The sequence below is a fragment of the Flavonifractor sp. An10 genome (genome assembly GCF_002161215.1).
Taxonomy (GTDB): Bacteria; Bacillota; Clostridia; order Oscillospirales; family Oscillospiraceae; genus Flavonifractor; species Flavonifractor avistercoris.
On the sequence record NZ_NFMB01000002.1, the window covers coordinates 236,182 to 254,118 of the forward strand.

Below are 17,937 nucleotides of genomic sequence, written 5' to 3' on the forward strand. Positions count from 1 at the left end.
AGAAAATCATGAGTATAGAAGATGAAATCAGAGCTAAAAAAGAGAAAATGCAAGCAGACATAAGAAAAGCTGAAGTAGAAAAGAGAGAAGCAGAGCGTGTTCAAGCTGCATTTAATAGTGCTGGAATGAATCACTCCTCTCCGGTATTGATTGTACCAGCAACAGAGTTGCAGGCAGTTATCTCAGAGGCGATTCCTAGTATGCGATTCAATTCTCCCAAAATTGTTCGCACCATTACTATGACAGATGGGCAACGCACCTTTGTACGTTTCGCAAGGACGGGGCAAAATAGTGAGCGTGCGGACATGTATTCGTTTGATGTAACCTTATATTCTAGCGGTTCAGGCAAGGGCTCGTATACTTATAACATGTGGGTGTTTAAAAACGGAGCAATTTCTTTTAACAAGAGTGGCACCTCAAACATGACCTGGGCTGAAATAAAATCAACTGGAATAACTGCAGCAACTGTTCGTTCTAAAATTATTGAGGCAATTGCACTGCAATCTATTAAAAGAGAGTCTTCGTATTCGCAATCTTCTTCAAAATCTTCCAGCTCTGGTGGTTGCTATATCGCAACAGCCGTATATGGTTCTTATGATTGCCCTGAGGTGTGTGTGCTGCGTCGATATAGAGATAATAGATTGCAGAAAAATACTCTCGGAAGATTGTTTGTCAAAGTGTATTACGCAATCAGTCCTACTTTGGTGAAATGGTTTGGCAAAAAAGCATGGTTTACCTCTTTGTGGCGTGGTTATTTGGATAATAAGGTATCTTCATTAAAGAAAAGTGGATATAGCGATGAAAAATATAACGACTAAACTCCGTTCTTCCGGTTTGTTATTAAAAGCCCCTATTTATAATGCTGAAAATATCCATGCTAAAAACCGTAAGAATGCCATAGTGATGTTCTCTGGTGGGATGGATTCTACTGTGTCATTATGGTGGGCTCTTGATAACTATGAAAATGTTGAAATCCTTATAGTGGACTATAATCAGCCTCACAGTATCGAGATTGACAAAGCTATTAAGATTGCTAAGATGGTCGGCGCAAAATATCAAAAGATTAAAGTTGATTTTCCAACTTCGTTTTGGGGCATTGAGAATCACCTGACCAGAGGGCAGGCTTGTCTTATGACCTCTTTGGCAGCGCTCAATATAAGTCATGATGGTGCTGATATAGTAATGGGAATCCTGTCTACAGATAACTATGGTGATTGCGACAGAGATTTTTTAGACCACATAGCAAGTGTATTATTTCATCCAAATGATTGGTCAGATATTGGTATTGCAACGCCGTTGCGCGCAGTAAAGAATAAATCAGATGTGATTGCATTAGGTTATCAATATGGAGCTCCATTAAGCCTTAGTTGGACTTGCCGGGATCCGATAAATGATAAACCGTGCCATAATTGTATGCAATGTAGACAGCGGGACGAAGCTTTGGTTTCTTTTTATCGAGAATATGGCATATCAAAGGACCAATATGATAAGTGGAGTCTTGTTTGTGCTTCCCCCTATCACCCGTATTTTCGGGATGTTTCGTATGATATCCATATTGTTGTAGAGGCGTTTCTACAAGCTGGTGGCTTCAAACACGGCAAAAGGTGTTACGTATACACTTCCCCCGATGGAAAACAGCGTGTTTCTACACATATTTCGTCAATTGAATCACTTGAAGAGGCAGGTACGGGGTCATTTATGGATTTAATTCACATACATGGGTATCTGCATAATAATTATCGGTGGGAGTTGTGCGTTTCCCCAAATGGGGCTATTGCAGCAACTGATGTATTACCCAATGTGAGTGTTATTGAAGAAGAGCTTATCAAGAAAGCTGAGTTTTAATGTGGAAACAGTAAATAAAATTGTAGTAATAGCAGGTCATTCTGGTTCAGGTAAGAGCACCCTAACAAAAAGGTTGTCCGAGTCTTTTTTGTGTGAATCATTAAATTTTAGCTATATAGGACAAGCCTTAGCTGCCGAAGAACGAGGTAGTGTTGTTTTTGATGGGCTTAACGATTATATATATCAATGTATTTTGTCAACTGCTCGAAAAAACCTGCTTACATTTGTTGATGGTCTTGCCTCAGATGATATTATTCAACGCCTCTCTGCCGAAGGTTTTTCCATATTGGTTCTTTTTCTGGATACACCATACGATATGCGTATAAAACGTATGATGAACAGAGAAAATTGCTCTTTGTTTGAAACGGAAAATATTGAACGTGCAAAAGCCTATGGGAAGGAAAAATCCGGATTATCTAATGTAATTGCAATGGCGGATCATAGGATTGACGGCACTAAAGCGATTGATGAAATACTGGCGGATGCGATATTATACCTAAAGGAGAAATTGCGACTTGAGTAGTAGTATTACAGACAAAAAATCGAACTTATTATGGAGCAAGTCGTTTATAATTATTGCGCTAGTAAATGCACTGACGTTCCTAGGATTTAATATGGCTACGGCTGGGTTTCCGGTATACTTGTCTTCTCTTGATATGGACGAATCTGTAGTTGGCTTTTCTACCTCGCTTGCTGCCGTCGGTTCTCTTTTCATGCGCCCCTTTGCCGGATACCTGGGCGCAAAGATTTCATGTAAAAGATTCTCTTTTATGGGATTAGCATTAATGGCTGTACCATGTGCAATTTCTATGGTAGCTGTTAATACCAAGGTTCTTCTTCTTATGCGCTTTTTGCAAGGTATTGGTTGGGGGATATCCTCCACCTGTTGCGCAACTATTATCGCTCAATGTGTTCCGTCAACACGGTTGTCAGAGGGAGTTGGATATGCGGGTGCTATTTCATCAGTTACAACAGCCTTTGCTTCCAGCCTCGCAATATTCATCCTCCAAAGCATGAATGTTATCTCCATGATAATCTCTATTGGATTGGTTATTGCGCTTGCAATATTACTTTTGTTGTTGATGAGGCCCACCGAAATAGCGACTTCAAATCAGGTGCGTAAAAATCCTATCGTGATCTGTCCTCCTAATGCGATAGTCCCTGCGGTAATGATTTTTTTTATTACTTTTGGATATTCTCCAATAATTACTTTCGTGACACGCTTTGCATCAGAGAGCGGATTCGCAGGTGTATCTTTATTTTTTTTGATTTATGCCATTGCAACAATAGTGATAAGACCATTAACGGGTATTTTCGCAGATAAATATGGGTGTGTTTTGCCCACAATGTTTGCTATGACCACATCTGTGTTAAGCCTTGTTTTTTTGCTTGTTGCCCATAATAGTATGATATTCTATTTTGCAGGAGCACTTTCTGGCATTAGTACTGGGATGGGAATGAATGCTTTGCAAACGATGGCGTTAAAAGGTGCAACTACTCAGACCCGTGCTGCCACTATGTCTACATTTCTTTTTGGTTTTGATTTTGGCATGGCTATTGGCGCTGGTATATCTGGATTACTCGTTAAAACATATACATATAATGCAATGTATGGAATTGTTGCAATTGCCCCATGCGTGGGACTATTATTCTTCATTTTGATTTCCGCGGTAAAAAGAAAAAGGGCGTGATAAAGTTGCGTGCGTTTAGGAACGCTGGACCCGCCAAATGGATTGCAAGAAATTGGTCTTTACGCATTACTAGGCTATGGGTAATTTGAAGGGACTCATTCTGAAGGATTTTGCCGTTGCTACAATCGCGACTTTGGCAACGGTATGGCAACAAAAAATCAGATGGCCTCTACCGCATACGGCGATGGCCAGCGGCCACGGTTGCGGAGCTTAGCGACCGCTGTGCGGCCTAACGGCCACCCCAATATAAACAGCTAATTGAAGCAGTCCAAAACTTCTCCATAATGATGGTATCCGCAACAGCGGAAATCTACATTTATGGAGGGTAGTGTTGGAGTTTTGGGGGTGGATTTTGTCAACACGCCCAATCCTTGACACTACCGTGAACAGTATTACAAAGTCATTTGGGAGCAGTAATATCTACTCATAATAGTAAAGCCTCCGCCAAATTGAGAATTGGCGGAACTGGCTTCTGCAAAGTAAGCGGTGTATGTACTCAACACCAACACGATGACGTTACACCGCCCCTCCTGCTCCAGTGCGGACAACATCAAGCCGTCAAACCGTCAGGACTACCACGGTTCCAAGGAGGATCTCAATGCTCAGAGGTACACTCCTTGCAAACGTCGTTTTCCATAGGAAGGGATACCGCTTTCTCAATAATTATGAATCTCTTTAATCACATCTAAACATCTGTACTGAAAATTGGCAGAGTTAGGTTCTATCTCGGCAATATACTCACTTGTACCCAAATGGAGTTTACACAGAGTTTGGCATTGACCCAGAAGAATCTTCCATTTTTTGCTTTAGCGTATTAACCCTTTTATAGATATTAAAATAACAGCACTCAGAGCAATCTTCCTGTACGGTTTTTTCATAAGACATCCCACACTTTTTAATTACACCAACAGCACGTTTATTCCGTACATCGCATGCCGCGATAATCTTTTCCAGTTTTAGTGTATTAAAGCCATATCGAAATAATTCATCAAGTGCCTCTCGCATCAGTCCACTGCCCCAATATTCTTTTCCAATCCCAAAACACACCTCACCAGACAGGCTTTGTTTATTAAAATATAGTGCGATGATGCCAATGACTTCGTGATTTGAGTTGTTCTCAATTGCCCAGCGCGCTTCGCCGCCCCTCTTCTGTCGGATTTCCCAATATTCGATTAAGTATCTAATTTTTGCAAGAGTATAAACCGGAGCGGCGTAGTATTTATGATTACTCTCATCCGCTGCATAATTCCGGTGGAACGATTCAGCATCATTCAAACTGAATGGGCGTATAGTCAATCTTTTTGTTGTAAAAGTCGGTATCATCTTATCCTTCGGTCTGCTTCAAAAATGTTTCGATATGATTGTAGCACTGAAAATAATAATAGACAAATGTGACAATCTCCAATCCAAGCTGGATCAAAAATTCATTGCTCACTTCCAACATAGTTGATTGATTCAGTTCTTTTTCCAAAATATTCTGCATCTTACTCATTACTGCAATAAGTTTTTTTGTGGCTCCTGTCTCGTCCTTTATTCCCACAGCTTCAGCAACTTGAATAGAAGAAGTGGCCGTTATCTTGCATTTAATAAAGAAAAAGCCAAGTCGCTCCGGATAAAATGAGAGATTGTACAACAGCGATTTAAACTCTCTCTCTATGGAACTTTGGCTCCAATTTTCTTCTAAAAGAAAAATCTTCGTTACCAAGTATTCAGCTGTATATTCCTTCCACATTCGTTCACCAATTTGAAATAGAAATCGCATCACCTCATCATTTGGTGGCATATTCTTAGACATGCTGTCACAATATGCGTGTGCTAATTCGTGCAGAACGATTCGTAGGGATTCATCCGATGGCTCTAATAGCGATTCCCTTATGATAATGATAGCTTTTTTTGATGTTTTAAGCAACTCCGCTCTGAGTTGAACTGCATACTGTTCTAGTTGGACAGTGGTAGATTTTACCTCGAGCCGCAAAATCCTTGCTGCATTTTGGTAGACTGAACTGTATGCGCCTTCTGGCGCTTCCCATAACATAATATCATTCAATTGATATGGAAAATCGGGGTACTCCTTGACGAACAGCCTATAGGCTTCTTCTAGCAGTGTGTTTTTACACATATTACATTCCCCACCTCCGGCAACAAGAAAATATGCTGTTGCAAAATATATCTTGAAAATTAAGGTAAAGAAAAAGTTGCTGAGAATTCCCGAAGCGACGGGTTCTCAACAACTTTTTTCGTGTTAAATTTCCTGCTTGGGTCTGAAAACTGCATTTTGCAACTGGCCCTTTCGAGAGGATTAGAACATAATACCGTACCGCTCAGAATACTTATCGTGCCTCTCGTAATAAGCTTCGTGAAGGCCCTCTTCTGTTATTACGGTGTTGATATGCATCAGACGATCGAATACCTTTCCCGCCTTGGCATCTTCGGGAATGTCAAACTTGCTGCTGTCGAGTTTAATATCCTGACTCATTTTTATACCCCCTTAGTCATTTCACAGCGAGATTAAAAATATCTACATTTTGATTATAAGCGATGAATCCCTGATTGTCAATGCAAAAAACGCCATCTGTGACGCTTTGTTGCTATTATAGTAACCGGCAAGGCTGTCCAGTGACATAATGAAGAAGTCATCATATACTTCTGATAACAACTTCATAATCACACCCGATGTAATCCAGTATTTGTTTAGATAACACCTCCATCTGCTTATATATCTTGACCATGCCATTCACGCCAGATAGATTATTCTTTTTGCAATATGGCGAGAGACTCATCCATTTAGTGAAGCCAGCACCCCAAGAATTTGGTTCCATACCACGCTCTTGAATCGTAATCGTGATTAACTTCTCGATGTCATCAGGCAAGAGTAAATACGTTCTGCAAGACAATGGGCGAATGATACTGGCTAATGTATTGAAATAGGTCAGGATCTCCTCCACACTGATATCGTAAAATCCAAGAATATCCAGCAGCTGGTTATGCAAAATTGCTCCTTCTGCAATATAGACCCTGTGAGTTAATCCATAAGTTTGTACAAATGATTCCCAAAGGAGAAAATGATGTTCCTTGTAGATATCAAATGACACTCTTCCGTCTCCAATATCATACTTGCACAACTGAGGGAGGACTGTTTGAAGCTCTAATGTTTTGTACATCACCTTCGTATATGCCACTATTACATTTTCATAGAGCAAATACGAATTAGCCTTCATCGACTGTGCTGTTTTAATGGAAACCTTCATCAATAGTTCTTCAAATACCCGTTGTGGGATAATCGCCTGCCTAAACAAATCTACCGGTTGACTGGTCTCCTCCTTATAATATACAACATCATCGTTTGCCTCTAATAATTGCTTTTGTAAAGAATACGCAAAAGTTGATTTCCCTGAGCCTGGGAGCCCTTCCACAAAGCACAGTCTGGCAGGCATAATCACACCTCCTTTGCATCAAGTTTACGAAAGATAATGCTCTTTTTTATTTTGACTTGATCAAGAATCTTTTGTTCTATGCGTTTTCTATCCATACAGAATTGTACTGCACCAGAAAAGCCAGACATCCCATGCTTTTTTCCATAATTACAAGTCGTTACTAGCTTAATAAATCCATCAATCCAGCGATATCCTTGATCATTCCTCATCTTTGCAGTTTGTAAAAGCAACTGTTCTATCTGGTCTGTCGATACATAAACCAACTCTGTCGATATTTCGCATATAGTTTCTAGTAGAGCATTCACAAATTGAAGAATGGTGCTATCATCTGCTTCATAATACCCCAGCAGTTCTGTAATAGGGTGCTGCAACAGTGCGCCTTCAAATAGGTACACAGTGTTATCTGAAATCGTTTTAGCAAAGGTTTTCCATCTGCTGCGGGTTATTTCTTTGTATCGTTCATAGCCTGCCCTTCCATCACACAATTCGTGGGCAAGTGCATATGAAGTGAGATTCTTATCCCGCAGATGATACTTAGACAAAAACTCAAGCCAATTCACATAATAATAGTTGCCTTCAATGGATGAGAATTGTCTCACCTGATCTTCAATCGTACTCTTAAACTCAGAGTGAAGTGAGATAATCATATGAAGAAATGCCGTGAATTCTTCTTCCGAAAAAATGGCCAGTCGGCAAATATCGAGTGGGCAGGGTTTCTCAGACCGCATCACAATATGCACATTCGGGTAAGTATGTCGTACTTCCTCCGCCTTTATTTTTGCAAGCGTTGATTTTCCAGAACCGTGAATACCCTCAAAAAAGAATACTTTATTCATAATCAAACATATCCGAAACTTGAAAGTAAATTCGATATGCGGTTTTGATCAATCGCCGTTCTTTTTGAAGCATCCTTAATTTTTTGATATAATTTGTCTCTAAATAACCCTGCTTTTTTAGTGTTTTCATCACGATTTTTCAGCAAACCAGAATTTTGACAATGCTCCTGAAGCAGAGCAAATGCATTGCCTTTTTCAATTTGCTTTAGCCAAGTTGCAGCTTTGTCCCCATAAAATACCCTAAGCAAAGCAACTATTTCATTCAGAGCCACCCCGGATAAGGTCATTTCTATATATCGTTTTAGGAAGGTAGCACAGTCAATCCTAGTATCTTTAAGTACTAACAAAGCTTTCTCAGGCTCACAAATATCAAACAGCAAGGAAGCATGTAAGAAATCAAAGATATCACGATCCCAGTTGTGTAGTAGCATTCTCAGCAGAAATGCATCCTTACTAAAAGCACATCGGCAGGCGTCTCGCTTTTTATCCAAAGGAAACTCGTTAGACAAGTACTCAATAAAATGATTTGCGATAACAGTCTCCTCGGCCAACCTGTTGTCAAAAATGATGTGCGACAATGATAGAAATGGGATATACACCTTATAAACCGGGAAATTTAAGATGCTGTTGTCACGAATAAAAACATCACAGCCATTATCTTTGAGAAGGCGCAATTGATGTATTACACCGATTCTATTATTATATGTGTCAAAAATCTGCCACGGAACAAATTCCCAAGATGCTTTATCAAGAAACACACTATTCGGGACGCTTCCAATATCATCTCGTAACAGAGAAACCCAGTTGCTCAAGCATGTTGAATCTTCGTCAGCATGAGCAATCCAATCTGTCATATCTGCTCGGTCTATCAAACAAGAGACACATTCATGATCCTGAAACAACTCGGTCAGGCATCTCTCTAAAGCGATTTCAAAGCATGGATGTGCTCCAAAATTAGTAAGGTAACGTTGTGTCTGGTTATCAATAACCAGAATACAGATAACAGAAAAACCTTTTCCCAAAGAAGCATCCTTTACAATAATGTTGAATCGTCCTTGAGCTTCAATCTGCCTTATGACCTCGTACAATTCTGGGCACCGTTTACGAACATATTCCTGCGGAATTGTTGGAGGTGTCAAGTTGTTGAATACAATTTTGTATTTAACATATCGTTCAATTGCCTCGTCCAGCGCATGCCCTATGGCTTCCTCCGGTGTATTGCCACTTCCTCCGCCGTTGGAACCACACATTTTTGATAGAATGGCATCTGGGAGCAGTTCGGTTTTTCCAGATGAAATGTTATAGTACGGTACAAATGGGGTTTGATCACTTTGAAGGAGTTGCTTCCAAATCTCTATGATTTCTGCTTTTTCAACTCTGTCGGATCCGCAACAGTTCTGCATATCCCGAAACACTATTGGGGAAACGTCTTCAATCGCTTCAATGGGTAATAGAATCTCATCATAATAGCGGAGAAAACCTCCGTATGCTTTCGCATGCTCTGAAGTTTTGCTGATATCAAACGCAAAATGATTACACAAGTGCTCCATAGACTCTCCAAATGCACTTGCAAGGCAAAAAGATTCAGTAGTTCCTTTTCCAGCAACATTCCACTGCCCGTCTACATCATATAAATATGCAGAATAAACGCTATCTACATGCTTTTCAATTGTGTATTCCATATTCAATTGTAATAAGGTATAACAAGCTTTTATTGTTTTGACTGTCTGCAATGGTTCGGCATCTTTATGCTTACTATACAGAATTATCACACCCTTCTATCGACTTATGATTCTGATACGTAGACTCTTTTAGGGTACAAAAGTAACTCATTCACTTTATCAAGGTCGATCATAATTGGTTTCTCTTCCAACACGGCCTCCTCACCCACAGCAATGCGGTCAAAGAAACTGACAAAATCATATCTGAATTCTTCTTGGCTATTTATAGTATCCTCCCTATAAATTGACCGGAACACGTATTCTTGGAAGCGTAAAAGATCAGCCTCACACGGCGACCGGTCATCCAGATACTGAATGAGAAACGGTCGGAGCTCATAATATAGCGTATCTATATTTTCTATTACTCGCAAAAAAGTTGCTTCTTCTGGCGGAACCCGAACTCCATCGTAGTATTCTATGGCAGGGTTGTCAATCTGATTTCCGATAGATATTTCGGTATACCACATTTTCAAATCCGAATATACTTGAAACGCTTTTTGTCCCATCATCCATGTGTATAAGTGATTATAGAATTCCTTATAGTCCACCTTGCTCTTTTGGTGCAGATATGAGGCTACAAAAAGAAGAATACCAAATGAGTGAAATCCTTTGACAATAGACGTAAACATCCTACAGTTTACCCACGCTTCTCTTGGCATTGTTGACGTCTCAACCACAATATCCGCAAACTCTTGGATTAACCTCAGATTGTAATCGGGTCTGCAGTAATACACCTTCAATGGCATCTTTACCGTCTTGATTCCATATTTATCTGCAGTTGTCGGAATGCCAATTTCTGAATTCACAAGTAAAGCAAAGTCATATACATTAATATAGCGATATTGGCCATCGGCAATCAGTTCGCATATTCCTGCAGTAAATGTGTCATAAGATTCCCCCGGAAGCCCTAAAATAAGTTCCGAATATGTAGGAATGTTTTCTTTGTTATATTGAGCAATTAACTTTTTGAAATGTGCTACAGGAAGATTGCGCCGACCAATCAGTTCTAATGTTTTCGGATTTAGCGATTGGAAAGAGATTGTTACGCCGGCAAGAACACCGCACACGTTTAGGATTCTTGAAATCTCCAAAACTCTTTCATCGCTCTGTTTACTAAAAGAAACAGAAAACTTGTATGGGAAACCATACCTTCTTCTCGTTTCTGCGATTTTCTTCGCGATAGTTAGATCTCTTGAGAACATGCCGAAGTTGGAATCTGCGCCGTTGCAGACCACGATTTGATGTTGGCCCATCCATTCTATTTCAGCAAGTATTCGGTCGAGATCCATCATCCTGAGACGGGATTGGTTGAGTCCCCAGTCACAGTAGGCACAGTGAAATGGGCATCCACGGTTAGTTTCTATGGTCGCGCTGTAACGGGCATCTGGGTCATCAAACATTTTGTCAAACACTCCGGTCAGATATGGTGACGGATAGTCCTCAACAATGCAGTCAGAATGATAGTTATATGAGATCTTATCATCCAAGCGATAGGAAATGTTATTCACACACTCTCTGTCCAAACAACCTATCTGATATAAAAGTAATTCTTGAAATGGGATTTCTCCCTCCCCGTGGATTAAGTAATCCACATACGGGAGTTCTTGGAGCAACTTGCTTTGGCCAATTGGTATGCTGTGTCCACCGAAAATGATAACGCATTCAGGATAAGCTTCCTTGATTTGTTTTGCTAATTGCTTACTATACTCAAAATTCCAGATGTAACAGGAAAACGCAAACACATCCGGCTTCTCAAGGATACAGAGATAACGTTCAGGATCCAATTTTTCTACGAACAGGCCACACAACCGGTAGTTTGCTCTAATCACATCATCCTGAAATGCATATGCGTACAGTATCCCGATTGAATACGGAAGAGAGATGATACCGTCCGGCTTATCGCACGCCTGCATCATATACAAATTTTTCATGACTACACTCCCAGTGTCAATGCGCTCAAATAGTCGTTTGCCTGCTGTTGACATAAATGCCTAATCACTGCGTCTTTCAGTGAACCCTTCATCCTAATCACTGTCCCCGTTGAGCTGTAATCTACAGCCGTTTCTGAGAACCGGCGAAACTCCAACAGGCTGTCAAATCGTTTGTTCTTTCCGTGAGCAGCAAAACCAAATGTCTTCCCCGGAATGCAAAAGACCGATACATACGGTGACACATGCGGGTTATAGCAATAACTCGAACCGTCCCACTTAAGATCGTGTATGCATCTGTCAAAACATGGAATTTTGATACCGCAATGCTCCGAATCCGTTGGACGGTAAAGATCAAACAGCATAGAAAGAAATGTCTGATATGTTTGTTCTGAGATACCGCCCTGCATACCAAGAACAGGAAAGCACCTATTGACGGAAAAGTCCATGCCCAAACAGGAAAAGAAGGTAAAAATATCTTTTGCCCGGCTGGACGACAATTCTGTCACAGTAGCAAGCGCAGACACATCGACACGGTTATTACGGAGGAGGTCAATTGCACGCATCACCATACTATATGTACCAAATCCGCCTGCGTTTTTCCGATATTCGTCGTGAAGACTCTTCGGACCATCCAAACTGACGACAATCCCAACATCGTATTGATGAAACAACTCGGCTGTTCTTTGTGTAATCAATGTGCCGTTGGTCTGGATTTGTATCGCAGGATTGCCATTTTTGCGGATCAGTTCAAACAGTTTTTCAAGATTATCCGGCGCAATCAGTAGTGGTTCTCCACCGTGCAGTATGAACTGCACTGACCGTCTGTTCCTTCTTGCAAGTTCGGATAGGCAAGAAATATACTCTTCACACGCATCGAGATTTTCCGCAAAAGCGTTGTTAACTACAATCTTGGAGGTCCTAGTGCGGTATGTATCTGAATGTTCGTAACAATACCGACAGGAAAGGTTGCATTCAAACGTAGAAATAATAACTCCTATCATTGGGATCAACTTTCCTTGTAAAATGATTTGTAATAATCATAAATATAATGGACAATATCCTTTTGGCAGGCACAAGTGTTCGGCCTGGAGAAGATAGTGTGATTAATTGCTTCTGCAACATATGGGCATCCGCCATTACAGTACAATTGGATATCACAATCCTTACATTCGGTCTGGAACAACTGATCGCAGCGGCTACCAAACGCTTTATCTCCAAGGGCGATATTCAGGTTATCGGTCAGGATATTCCCAATCCTATTCTCACTATCCATGCAATAATGTAGGCACCGGAAAAAGTCTCCGTTTGGTTTAATTGCAACTGTTGTACGACTGCAATCTCTGATAAACGAACAGACTTCCATATATATTTCACTCTTAATACACATGGCGCTGATGATACGCTCGAAGCATGTAATGGAAATATTACTTTCTTTGTCGTTAATCCAGAGATTGAACATCTCTCTCGCAAATTTAATGTATGCTTTTTCGTCTAGTGGAGTATAGGATTTTGGAAGACTCGGATCTGTAAAGCACGGATTGAATGAAAAATCGAGATTGTTTTCCTTGAAGAAATTGTAGAAATCTTCAGGAGATTGAATAGTAACGTCTGTAACAGTGGCCAATGCACCGACCGAAACTCCCGCCTCCTTCATCTTCATGATGTTCCGATAGACCTGATCGAATGATCCGTCACCTGCCGCATTAATCCGATAAGCATCATGCATATATTTGGGACCATCGATACTGGTGCCAATCTGGATGTTGTACTTCAAGAACAGTTCAATAAAAGTATCGTCCACCAGCGAGGAGTTTGTTTGCATTCCAATCGTAGTATTCGGGTAACTTTTAATGATCTCACACCCCTTTTGGAGCAAATCATGTCCAATCAACAGCGGTTCCCCACCATGGAATGTAATATCGGTTTCTTTCCGTCCGAGGGACTTGTTAATTGCAATGAGTTCTTCAATGAACTTCCTAAAATAGCGATCCAGAAAAGTTGCAAATGCCTCGCGTATCTCATTGATTGGTATCATCTTTTCGCAGTGCATTGTTTCTTCAAAGCAATACTTACACCTTAGGTTACATTCGGGTGTACATAAAAGTAATCCATTCATATGTTTCTCCCTCAATTATCACTTAGTTATACTCTGATTTGCTTTCAGCCTCATTAAATTCCATTTTCTCATTATTTATGCGATATATATCGCAATCTTGGACAGGATTGGCTTCAATCAGATAATTTGTGCTTTGCTCCAAACCTGATTTCAGGATAATAGCATGATAAACCCATAAAACAAGTTTTGGGATCAGACGGAAAAACCATGTTCTCTAGGTATTCCTTCCGGGAACTGGATTGTTCGGCAATTGCAATATTAGCTTTTACCATAGTTATGCTTTTTGCTATGTGTTCCTGTTCTGCCGCTCTGCCGACAATCTTCAAGGCGTGGATATTCATTTCCGTAAAATCATAGATTGCGCACATCCCGCAGGCATCATGCTCGTACAGTTCTTTGAACATCATGTCGTTAAAAAAGAGTTGCTGAGCCAAATCAAATGTGAGATTTGTACCACCAATTTGCTTTTTCGAGAATTTAAGCGTCCGGCACAAAGCGCCGTGAGGATAACAGTGAAAGCCCAAGCAGTTGGCATCAGAAAATTTACATCCATTTCTCATCATGAACACTTCAAATTCAATCTCTGGAAAAGATTCTTTCATTCTTTTCACATCTTCGATCCGCACATCTCTGGGAACAATCACTCGCTTCACGCCTGACATAGCATATGTACTCAAAATTTGAGTATTGTATACACCGCACATCGTACTTGCGACCGCACTGATTCCCTCTTGCCTGCAAATATCTGCGACTCTAAGATTCGAAACTATAACGCCGTCAACTTTAAACTCTTTCAGTTTTCGTATATACTCCTGAAGCATTCGGAGCTGATTTGGGTTGTAATAAGGTGCGTTCAGAGTGACATAAATCTTTTTTCCTAAGCGATGCGCTTCTTCAATCGGTTCTATTAATTCAGGCAGAGAATACCGATTGGCATCTTCTGCAAAGTCAGACATTCTATTTAAGTCATAAAAGCGCTCGTTGTTTGAAGCCCAAGAGGTTTCATAGAAGCCAATATAGAACTCGTCCGCTCCGCTTTGTGCAAGATGTTTCATGTCATTCGCATGATTGATTGGAGCCAATATAAACATAAATTCACCTAATACTTTACGAGTTGTTGATATCGGACAAAGGATATTTTTGTTTCCAGAGATATAGGGGAAAATCAATAAATCTAACCTCTGAGTCAGTCCGAATCGTATTGGCAGACACCTCAAAGAAAACAGCCTTTCCAACTTGACAGAACGTGTGTCCTTCTTGGTCGACATAATTTAAAAAGAATCGGCTGCATACCTCACCACAAGGGCTGCTGAGATCAAATTTCTCCCATACACTCCGATTGAGTCCTGCAAACTGACAGTTCCTGCCCATTGTAGCATATGAGCAATTCCTATGGATTGCAGCTCTTTTCCCCCCAATGTGGATTTCCATCGTTTCTGCACATACATCAAATTCAATTGTTTCGGCCAACGACTCATATTCATCTGAGTAACCGTAATATTTGAAACAACCCTTGGAATAATTCGCATGCCGGATATCCCGGGAGTATTTCTGAAGCAGTCGCCCGTGATTTATGTTTACATTCCCTCTCCCGCTGATATATCGCAACATACCGACATCGTTGACCGTTACCTCGTCAATCACGTCTCTGTACTGGGTTAGGAGTTCGTCAATGAGCCTAATACCATTGTTTAGGAACGATTCCGAAAAAACGGGCAGCGTCAAAGTGATTCTGATGTTATTTTTTCGACAGTAGGGATATGTGCTCGCAAACATACCTCGGATGTTTCGAATGAAATAGTCATCACAGAAATATGCGCCGAGACAAATCCTATCGTATCCGACTTTTTTTGCATCCTCAGCTGCAGACATGAGATTTTCCACGCACTCATATTCATAAAGTAATGCTGTGAATATGTCACACAGGTTCAAGCAATATTCCATAATCACTTCTCCGTAATCTGTTTTTGTGATTTTCCATCAGTTCCGTGTCACGCATCAACAACACGACAGTCAATTGCACCTTGTCTTTCTATGAACGGGTCAAACACCTTACAAGGTCAATTGTTTCCGATGAGTACAGTGTCTATCGTCTCGTTAGCTTTTCTGATAAACTCCGACTTAAAGCCGATGCAGCCAGCTGTGCAGTGTCTAGTCTTTCTGTAGTAACACGCCTGACAGTCCGCACAGTCCGCAATACGATACGCTTCGCAGTCGACCCTGTTCAGAAAATATGAGGCCAGGTCGGTTACGGAGTCAAAATCACAGATATTTACCTTCTCAAAGGAGGACATACCGAAACAACGTACTGCCTCAAGCGTCGGAAGGATATCAATTACTGGATAACACAGAGAGTTCGTCTCCAGCAGGTTACTCTCCTTGACCCCATACCTATCAAGATACTCCTGAATCCATTGCTTTTCTTCGTCTGTCCAGATACAAACGGGGGGCTTGTTACAGTCATAATAGGGTACAATCGCGTTATCGCAGAACCGTCTGAGCAGATTCATCAAGCCCTGTTTTCTCTGCCTAAAGAAAGCGACGGAACTGACTGTGTCGCAAACGCTGAAATCGGGAACTGTCAACGACAATCTGACCCTGTGCAGATCAAACCGATTCAAGAGTTCGATAATGAACGAACAGTCTAAATCATCCGAGTAATAGTTGACACCAAGATTAATTCGATCGCGCATATAGCGTTGGTTGATTAGCACATCCAAGTTTTTTGCGATCTTTGCAAAACGCTCTTCTCCGATTGTCTCGGGCGAATTACAGTTGACCAGCAATCTGAACTTTGGAGATGAGATTTCATCGATATAGGGTTCCAGTTCCAACCCGTTCGTATAAACAGTGCACTCCTTTATCTTTCTATCCTCGATAATCGTTCTCAGAATGTTCTTAAAATCCTTATGTAGCGTAGGTTCGCCACCAATCAAGCCGAGAAATGCAGGCCCATCCTTTGTAATAAAATGTACCGCCGACAGGAAACTATCAAATGTGATGTCGGTCGACTGCTTGTTGACAAATTCGTTTGCAAAGCAATACGGGCAATTCAGATTACAGCGATAAGTTAGCATGATGTTTGGCATAGCATTTCCTCCAATCCGAAAGCACAAGGATTTTGAAACGGTAGGCGCAATTTGTTTGAATTGTTCAATTAAAAACGCTTAGAACTCTAAATTGCCTATATCATATCAGATTTTTCGCTATTTGTATAGAGCCAAGCTTGTGGCACAGGTAAACAATAACCAAAAGTAAAACGATAGGAGTCCTCGGAATACGCCAAGGACTCCTTTTACTCTTTAATAATGTGGATATAGTTTTTACAAACCAAAATGATACCTGATTCATATGGAGATCTGTTTGCATAACATAAATCAACATCAAGGCTCTCGCAGAAGCGCTTCAATGCTTCGCTTTTGATTTTCATACATCGATAGATTGATGTATGGATACAGTTTTCTCAATAGATTTGAATCCTTTCTTTTGAGAATTTCTTCAATCAAATCTAGACATCGATATTGAAAATTGGCGGAACTAGGTTCTATCTCGGCCATATACTCCACACGAAAAATCGGGGAAGTATAGTGAAACACACATTTTAAAAGTGATTCTTCGGGCATATATCTCTTATAACAGATAATTAAATTAATCATTTCGAGATTTTGCTCAACCGTCCCAACAGGATTGATAAGGAACAACTTATGTGTTGTTGCCCAAAACTCGGGAATCCACGAAAACTCAACATTAGTTGGATCTCGTGACTTTAATTCTTCCTTATATGCCTCAAGATTCTTTTCGCTCCAAATCTGTCGGCTTACATCGCCAGACCAAGGCATGAGTTTCTCCACCTTCATAAAATAATAATTTCAATAGATTACAAACTCATAGGGGAAGACTCCTCTCTGGCACGAATATGTAATAGCCATAACTATGAGAATCATCATCCTCTATGTGTGATAGCAGAAACTTGCATTTCTCTCTTATATCAATTCCAGTCAAAACAACCTTTATCTGCTTTGCCCACTCTATAATCCACTTGGCCATTTCAATCTGGGAAGCACTGCGGCCACACAGACTCATATCTATGTCTTCGATACACAGAATTTTGTTTTGGCAATTTTTCAACATATCCGAATGAAATTGCTGGCCGTCTGTGCCATGAATTATGTGACGTATCCATTGCTCCAGCAAAATATGGCATGGGAGGATTACAGTGTTCTCGTTGCCCAATGTCTTTAAGAATGAGGTTTTCCCGCACCCAGACGGCCCAGCAATAAATATAATTCGTATATTGGCAGTAGCAACTTCCTCTTTAAGCTGCTCACTGCAACATGGGCTATCACAACCCCCAACTAATCTC

General features: G+C 40.7%; 16 protein-coding genes. 4 read left to right on the forward strand and 12 right to left on the reverse strand.

Annotated features, from left to right (window positions below; genetic code table 11):
• Positions 1 to 8: 8 nt before the first annotated feature.
• From B5E42_RS18690 to B5E42_RS03915, 4 genes are read left to right on the forward strand one after another with little or no spacing between them, the layout of a single operon-like run.
• Positions 9 to 818 (forward strand): CFI-box-CTERM domain-containing protein, encoded by an 810-nt coding sequence (locus B5E42_RS18690; RefSeq protein ID WP_141242443.1) that lies wholly within the window; start codon positions 9 to 11, stop codon positions 816 to 818.
• Positions 799 to 1,845, forward strand: a complete 1,047-nt coding sequence (locus B5E42_RS03910; protein ID WP_087236846.1) for a 7-cyano-7-deazaguanine synthase — start codon at positions 799 to 801, stop codon at positions 1,843 to 1,845. The genes B5E42_RS18690 and B5E42_RS03910 overlap by 20 nt, the downstream gene beginning before the upstream one ends.
• Position 1,846: 1 nt before the next feature.
• Positions 1,847 to 2,368, forward strand: a complete 522-nt coding sequence (locus B5E42_RS18695; RefSeq protein WP_141242444.1) for a hypothetical protein — start codon at positions 1,847 to 1,849, stop codon at positions 2,366 to 2,368.
• A complete protein-coding gene (locus tag B5E42_RS03915; RefSeq protein ID WP_141242445.1) occupies positions 2,361 to 3,536 on the forward strand; it encodes an MFS transporter in 1,176 nt (391 codons plus the stop codon). Before B5E42_RS18695 ends, B5E42_RS03915 begins: the two co-directional genes overlap by 8 nt.
• A gap of 759 nt (positions 3,537 to 4,295) precedes the next feature.
• On the opposite strand, the gene B5E42_RS03925 is transcribed toward B5E42_RS03915, so the two are convergent.
• From B5E42_RS03925 to B5E42_RS18700, 12 genes are all read right to left on the reverse strand, one after another.
• On the reverse strand, positions 4,296 to 4,859 hold the full coding sequence (locus B5E42_RS03925) for a GNAT family N-acetyltransferase (protein WP_087236848.1): 564 nt from the start codon (positions 4,857 to 4,859) through the stop codon (positions 4,296 to 4,298).
• A 1-nt stretch (position 4,860) separates the two neighbouring features.
• A complete protein-coding gene (locus B5E42_RS03930; RefSeq protein WP_087236849.1) occupies positions 4,861 to 5,655 on the reverse strand; it encodes a hypothetical protein in 795 nt (264 codons plus the stop codon).
• Between the two features lie 180 nt (positions 5,656 to 5,835).
• Entirely contained in the window at positions 5,836 to 6,012 is a 177-nt protein-coding gene (locus tag B5E42_RS19100; protein WP_162613900.1) for a hypothetical protein, read from the reverse strand.
• A gap of 160 nt (positions 6,013 to 6,172) precedes the next feature.
• Positions 6,173 to 6,970 carry a hypothetical protein gene (locus tag B5E42_RS03935; RefSeq protein WP_087236850.1) on the reverse strand — a complete coding sequence of 266 codons (798 nt, stop codon included), beginning with the start codon at positions 6,968 to 6,970 and terminating at the stop codon, positions 6,173 to 6,175.
• A 2-nt stretch (positions 6,971 to 6,972) separates the two neighbouring features.
• Entirely contained in the window at positions 6,973 to 7,806 is an 834-nt protein-coding gene (locus tag B5E42_RS03940) for a hypothetical protein (protein ID WP_141242446.1), read from the reverse strand.
• A 2-nt stretch (positions 7,807 to 7,808) separates the two neighbouring features.
• On the reverse strand, positions 7,809 to 9,539 hold the full coding sequence (locus B5E42_RS03945; RefSeq protein ID WP_141242447.1) for a YcaO-like family protein: 1,731 nt from the start codon (positions 9,537 to 9,539) through the stop codon (positions 7,809 to 7,811).
• Positions 9,540 to 9,592: 53 nt separating this feature from the next.
• Positions 9,593 to 11,458, reverse strand: a complete 1,866-nt coding sequence (locus B5E42_RS03950) for a radical SAM protein (RefSeq protein WP_162613901.1) — start codon at positions 11,456 to 11,458, stop codon at positions 9,593 to 9,595.
• Positions 11,459 to 11,460: 2 nt separating this feature from the next.
• A complete protein-coding gene (locus B5E42_RS03955; RefSeq protein WP_087236859.1) occupies positions 11,461 to 12,459 on the reverse strand; it encodes a radical SAM protein in 999 nt (332 codons plus the stop codon).
• Positions 12,460 to 12,464: 5 nt separating this feature from the next.
• A complete protein-coding gene (locus B5E42_RS03960) occupies positions 12,465 to 13,574 on the reverse strand; it encodes a radical SAM protein (protein WP_087236862.1) in 1,110 nt (369 codons plus the stop codon).
• 113 nt (positions 13,575 to 13,687) lie between these two features.
• On the reverse strand, positions 13,688 to 14,743 hold the full coding sequence (locus tag B5E42_RS03965) for a U32 family peptidase (RefSeq protein WP_162613902.1): 1,056 nt from the start codon (positions 14,741 to 14,743) through the stop codon (positions 13,688 to 13,690).
• 891 nt (positions 14,744 to 15,634) lie between these two features.
• Positions 15,635 to 16,663: a radical SAM protein gene (locus tag B5E42_RS03970; protein WP_087236867.1), complete on the reverse strand. Its 1,029-nt coding sequence runs from the start codon at positions 16,661 to 16,663 to the stop codon at positions 15,635 to 15,637.
• 294 nt (positions 16,664 to 16,957) lie between these two features.
• Positions 16,958 to 17,413 carry a hypothetical protein gene (locus tag B5E42_RS18700; protein ID WP_162613903.1) on the reverse strand — a complete coding sequence of 152 codons (456 nt, stop codon included), beginning with the start codon at positions 17,411 to 17,413 and terminating at the stop codon, positions 16,958 to 16,960.
• Between the last annotated feature and the right edge of the window lie 524 nt (positions 17,414 to 17,937).

Bases quoted from the DNA above. Each gene is read 5' to 3' on its own strand.
- B5E42_RS18690 (WP_141242443.1), top strand. From the start codon at position 9: ATGAGTATAGAAGATGAAATCAGAGCTAAAAAAGAGAAAATGCAAGCA.
- B5E42_RS03910 (WP_087236846.1), top strand. From the start codon at position 799: ATGAAAAATATAACGACTAAACTCCGTTCTTCCGGTTTGTTATTAAAA.
- B5E42_RS03925 (WP_087236848.1), bottom strand. From the start codon at position 4,859: ATGATACCGACTTTTACAACAAAAAGATTGACTATACGCCCATTCAGT.
- B5E42_RS03930 (WP_087236849.1), bottom strand. From the start codon at position 5,655: ATGTGTAAAAACACACTGCTAGAAGAAGCCTATAGGCTGTTCGTCAAG.
- B5E42_RS19100 (WP_162613900.1), bottom strand. From the start codon at position 6,012: ATGAGTCAGGATATTAAACTCGACAGCAGCAAGTTTGACATTCCCGAA.
- B5E42_RS03935 (WP_087236850.1), bottom strand. From the start codon at position 6,970: ATGCCTGCCAGACTGTGCTTTGTGGAAGGGCTCCCAGGCTCAGGGAAA.
- B5E42_RS03940 (WP_141242446.1), bottom strand. From the start codon at position 7,806: ATGAATAAAGTATTCTTTTTTGAGGGTATTCACGGTTCTGGAAAATCA.
- B5E42_RS03950 (WP_162613901.1), bottom strand. From the start codon at position 11,458: ATGAAAAATTTGTATATGATGCAGGCGTGCGATAAGCCGGACGGTATC.
- B5E42_RS03955 (WP_087236859.1), bottom strand. From the start codon at position 12,459: ATGATAGGAGTTATTATTTCTACGTTTGAATGCAACCTTTCCTGTCGG.
- B5E42_RS03960 (WP_087236862.1), bottom strand. From the start codon at position 13,574: ATGAATGGATTACTTTTATGTACACCCGAATGTAACCTAAGGTGTAAG.
- B5E42_RS03970 (WP_087236867.1), bottom strand. From the start codon at position 16,663: ATGCCAAACATCATGCTAACTTATCGCTGTAATCTGAATTGCCCGTAT.
- B5E42_RS18700 (WP_162613903.1), bottom strand. From the start codon at position 17,413: ATGCCTTGGTCTGGCGATGTAAGCCGACAGATTTGGAGCGAAAAGAAT.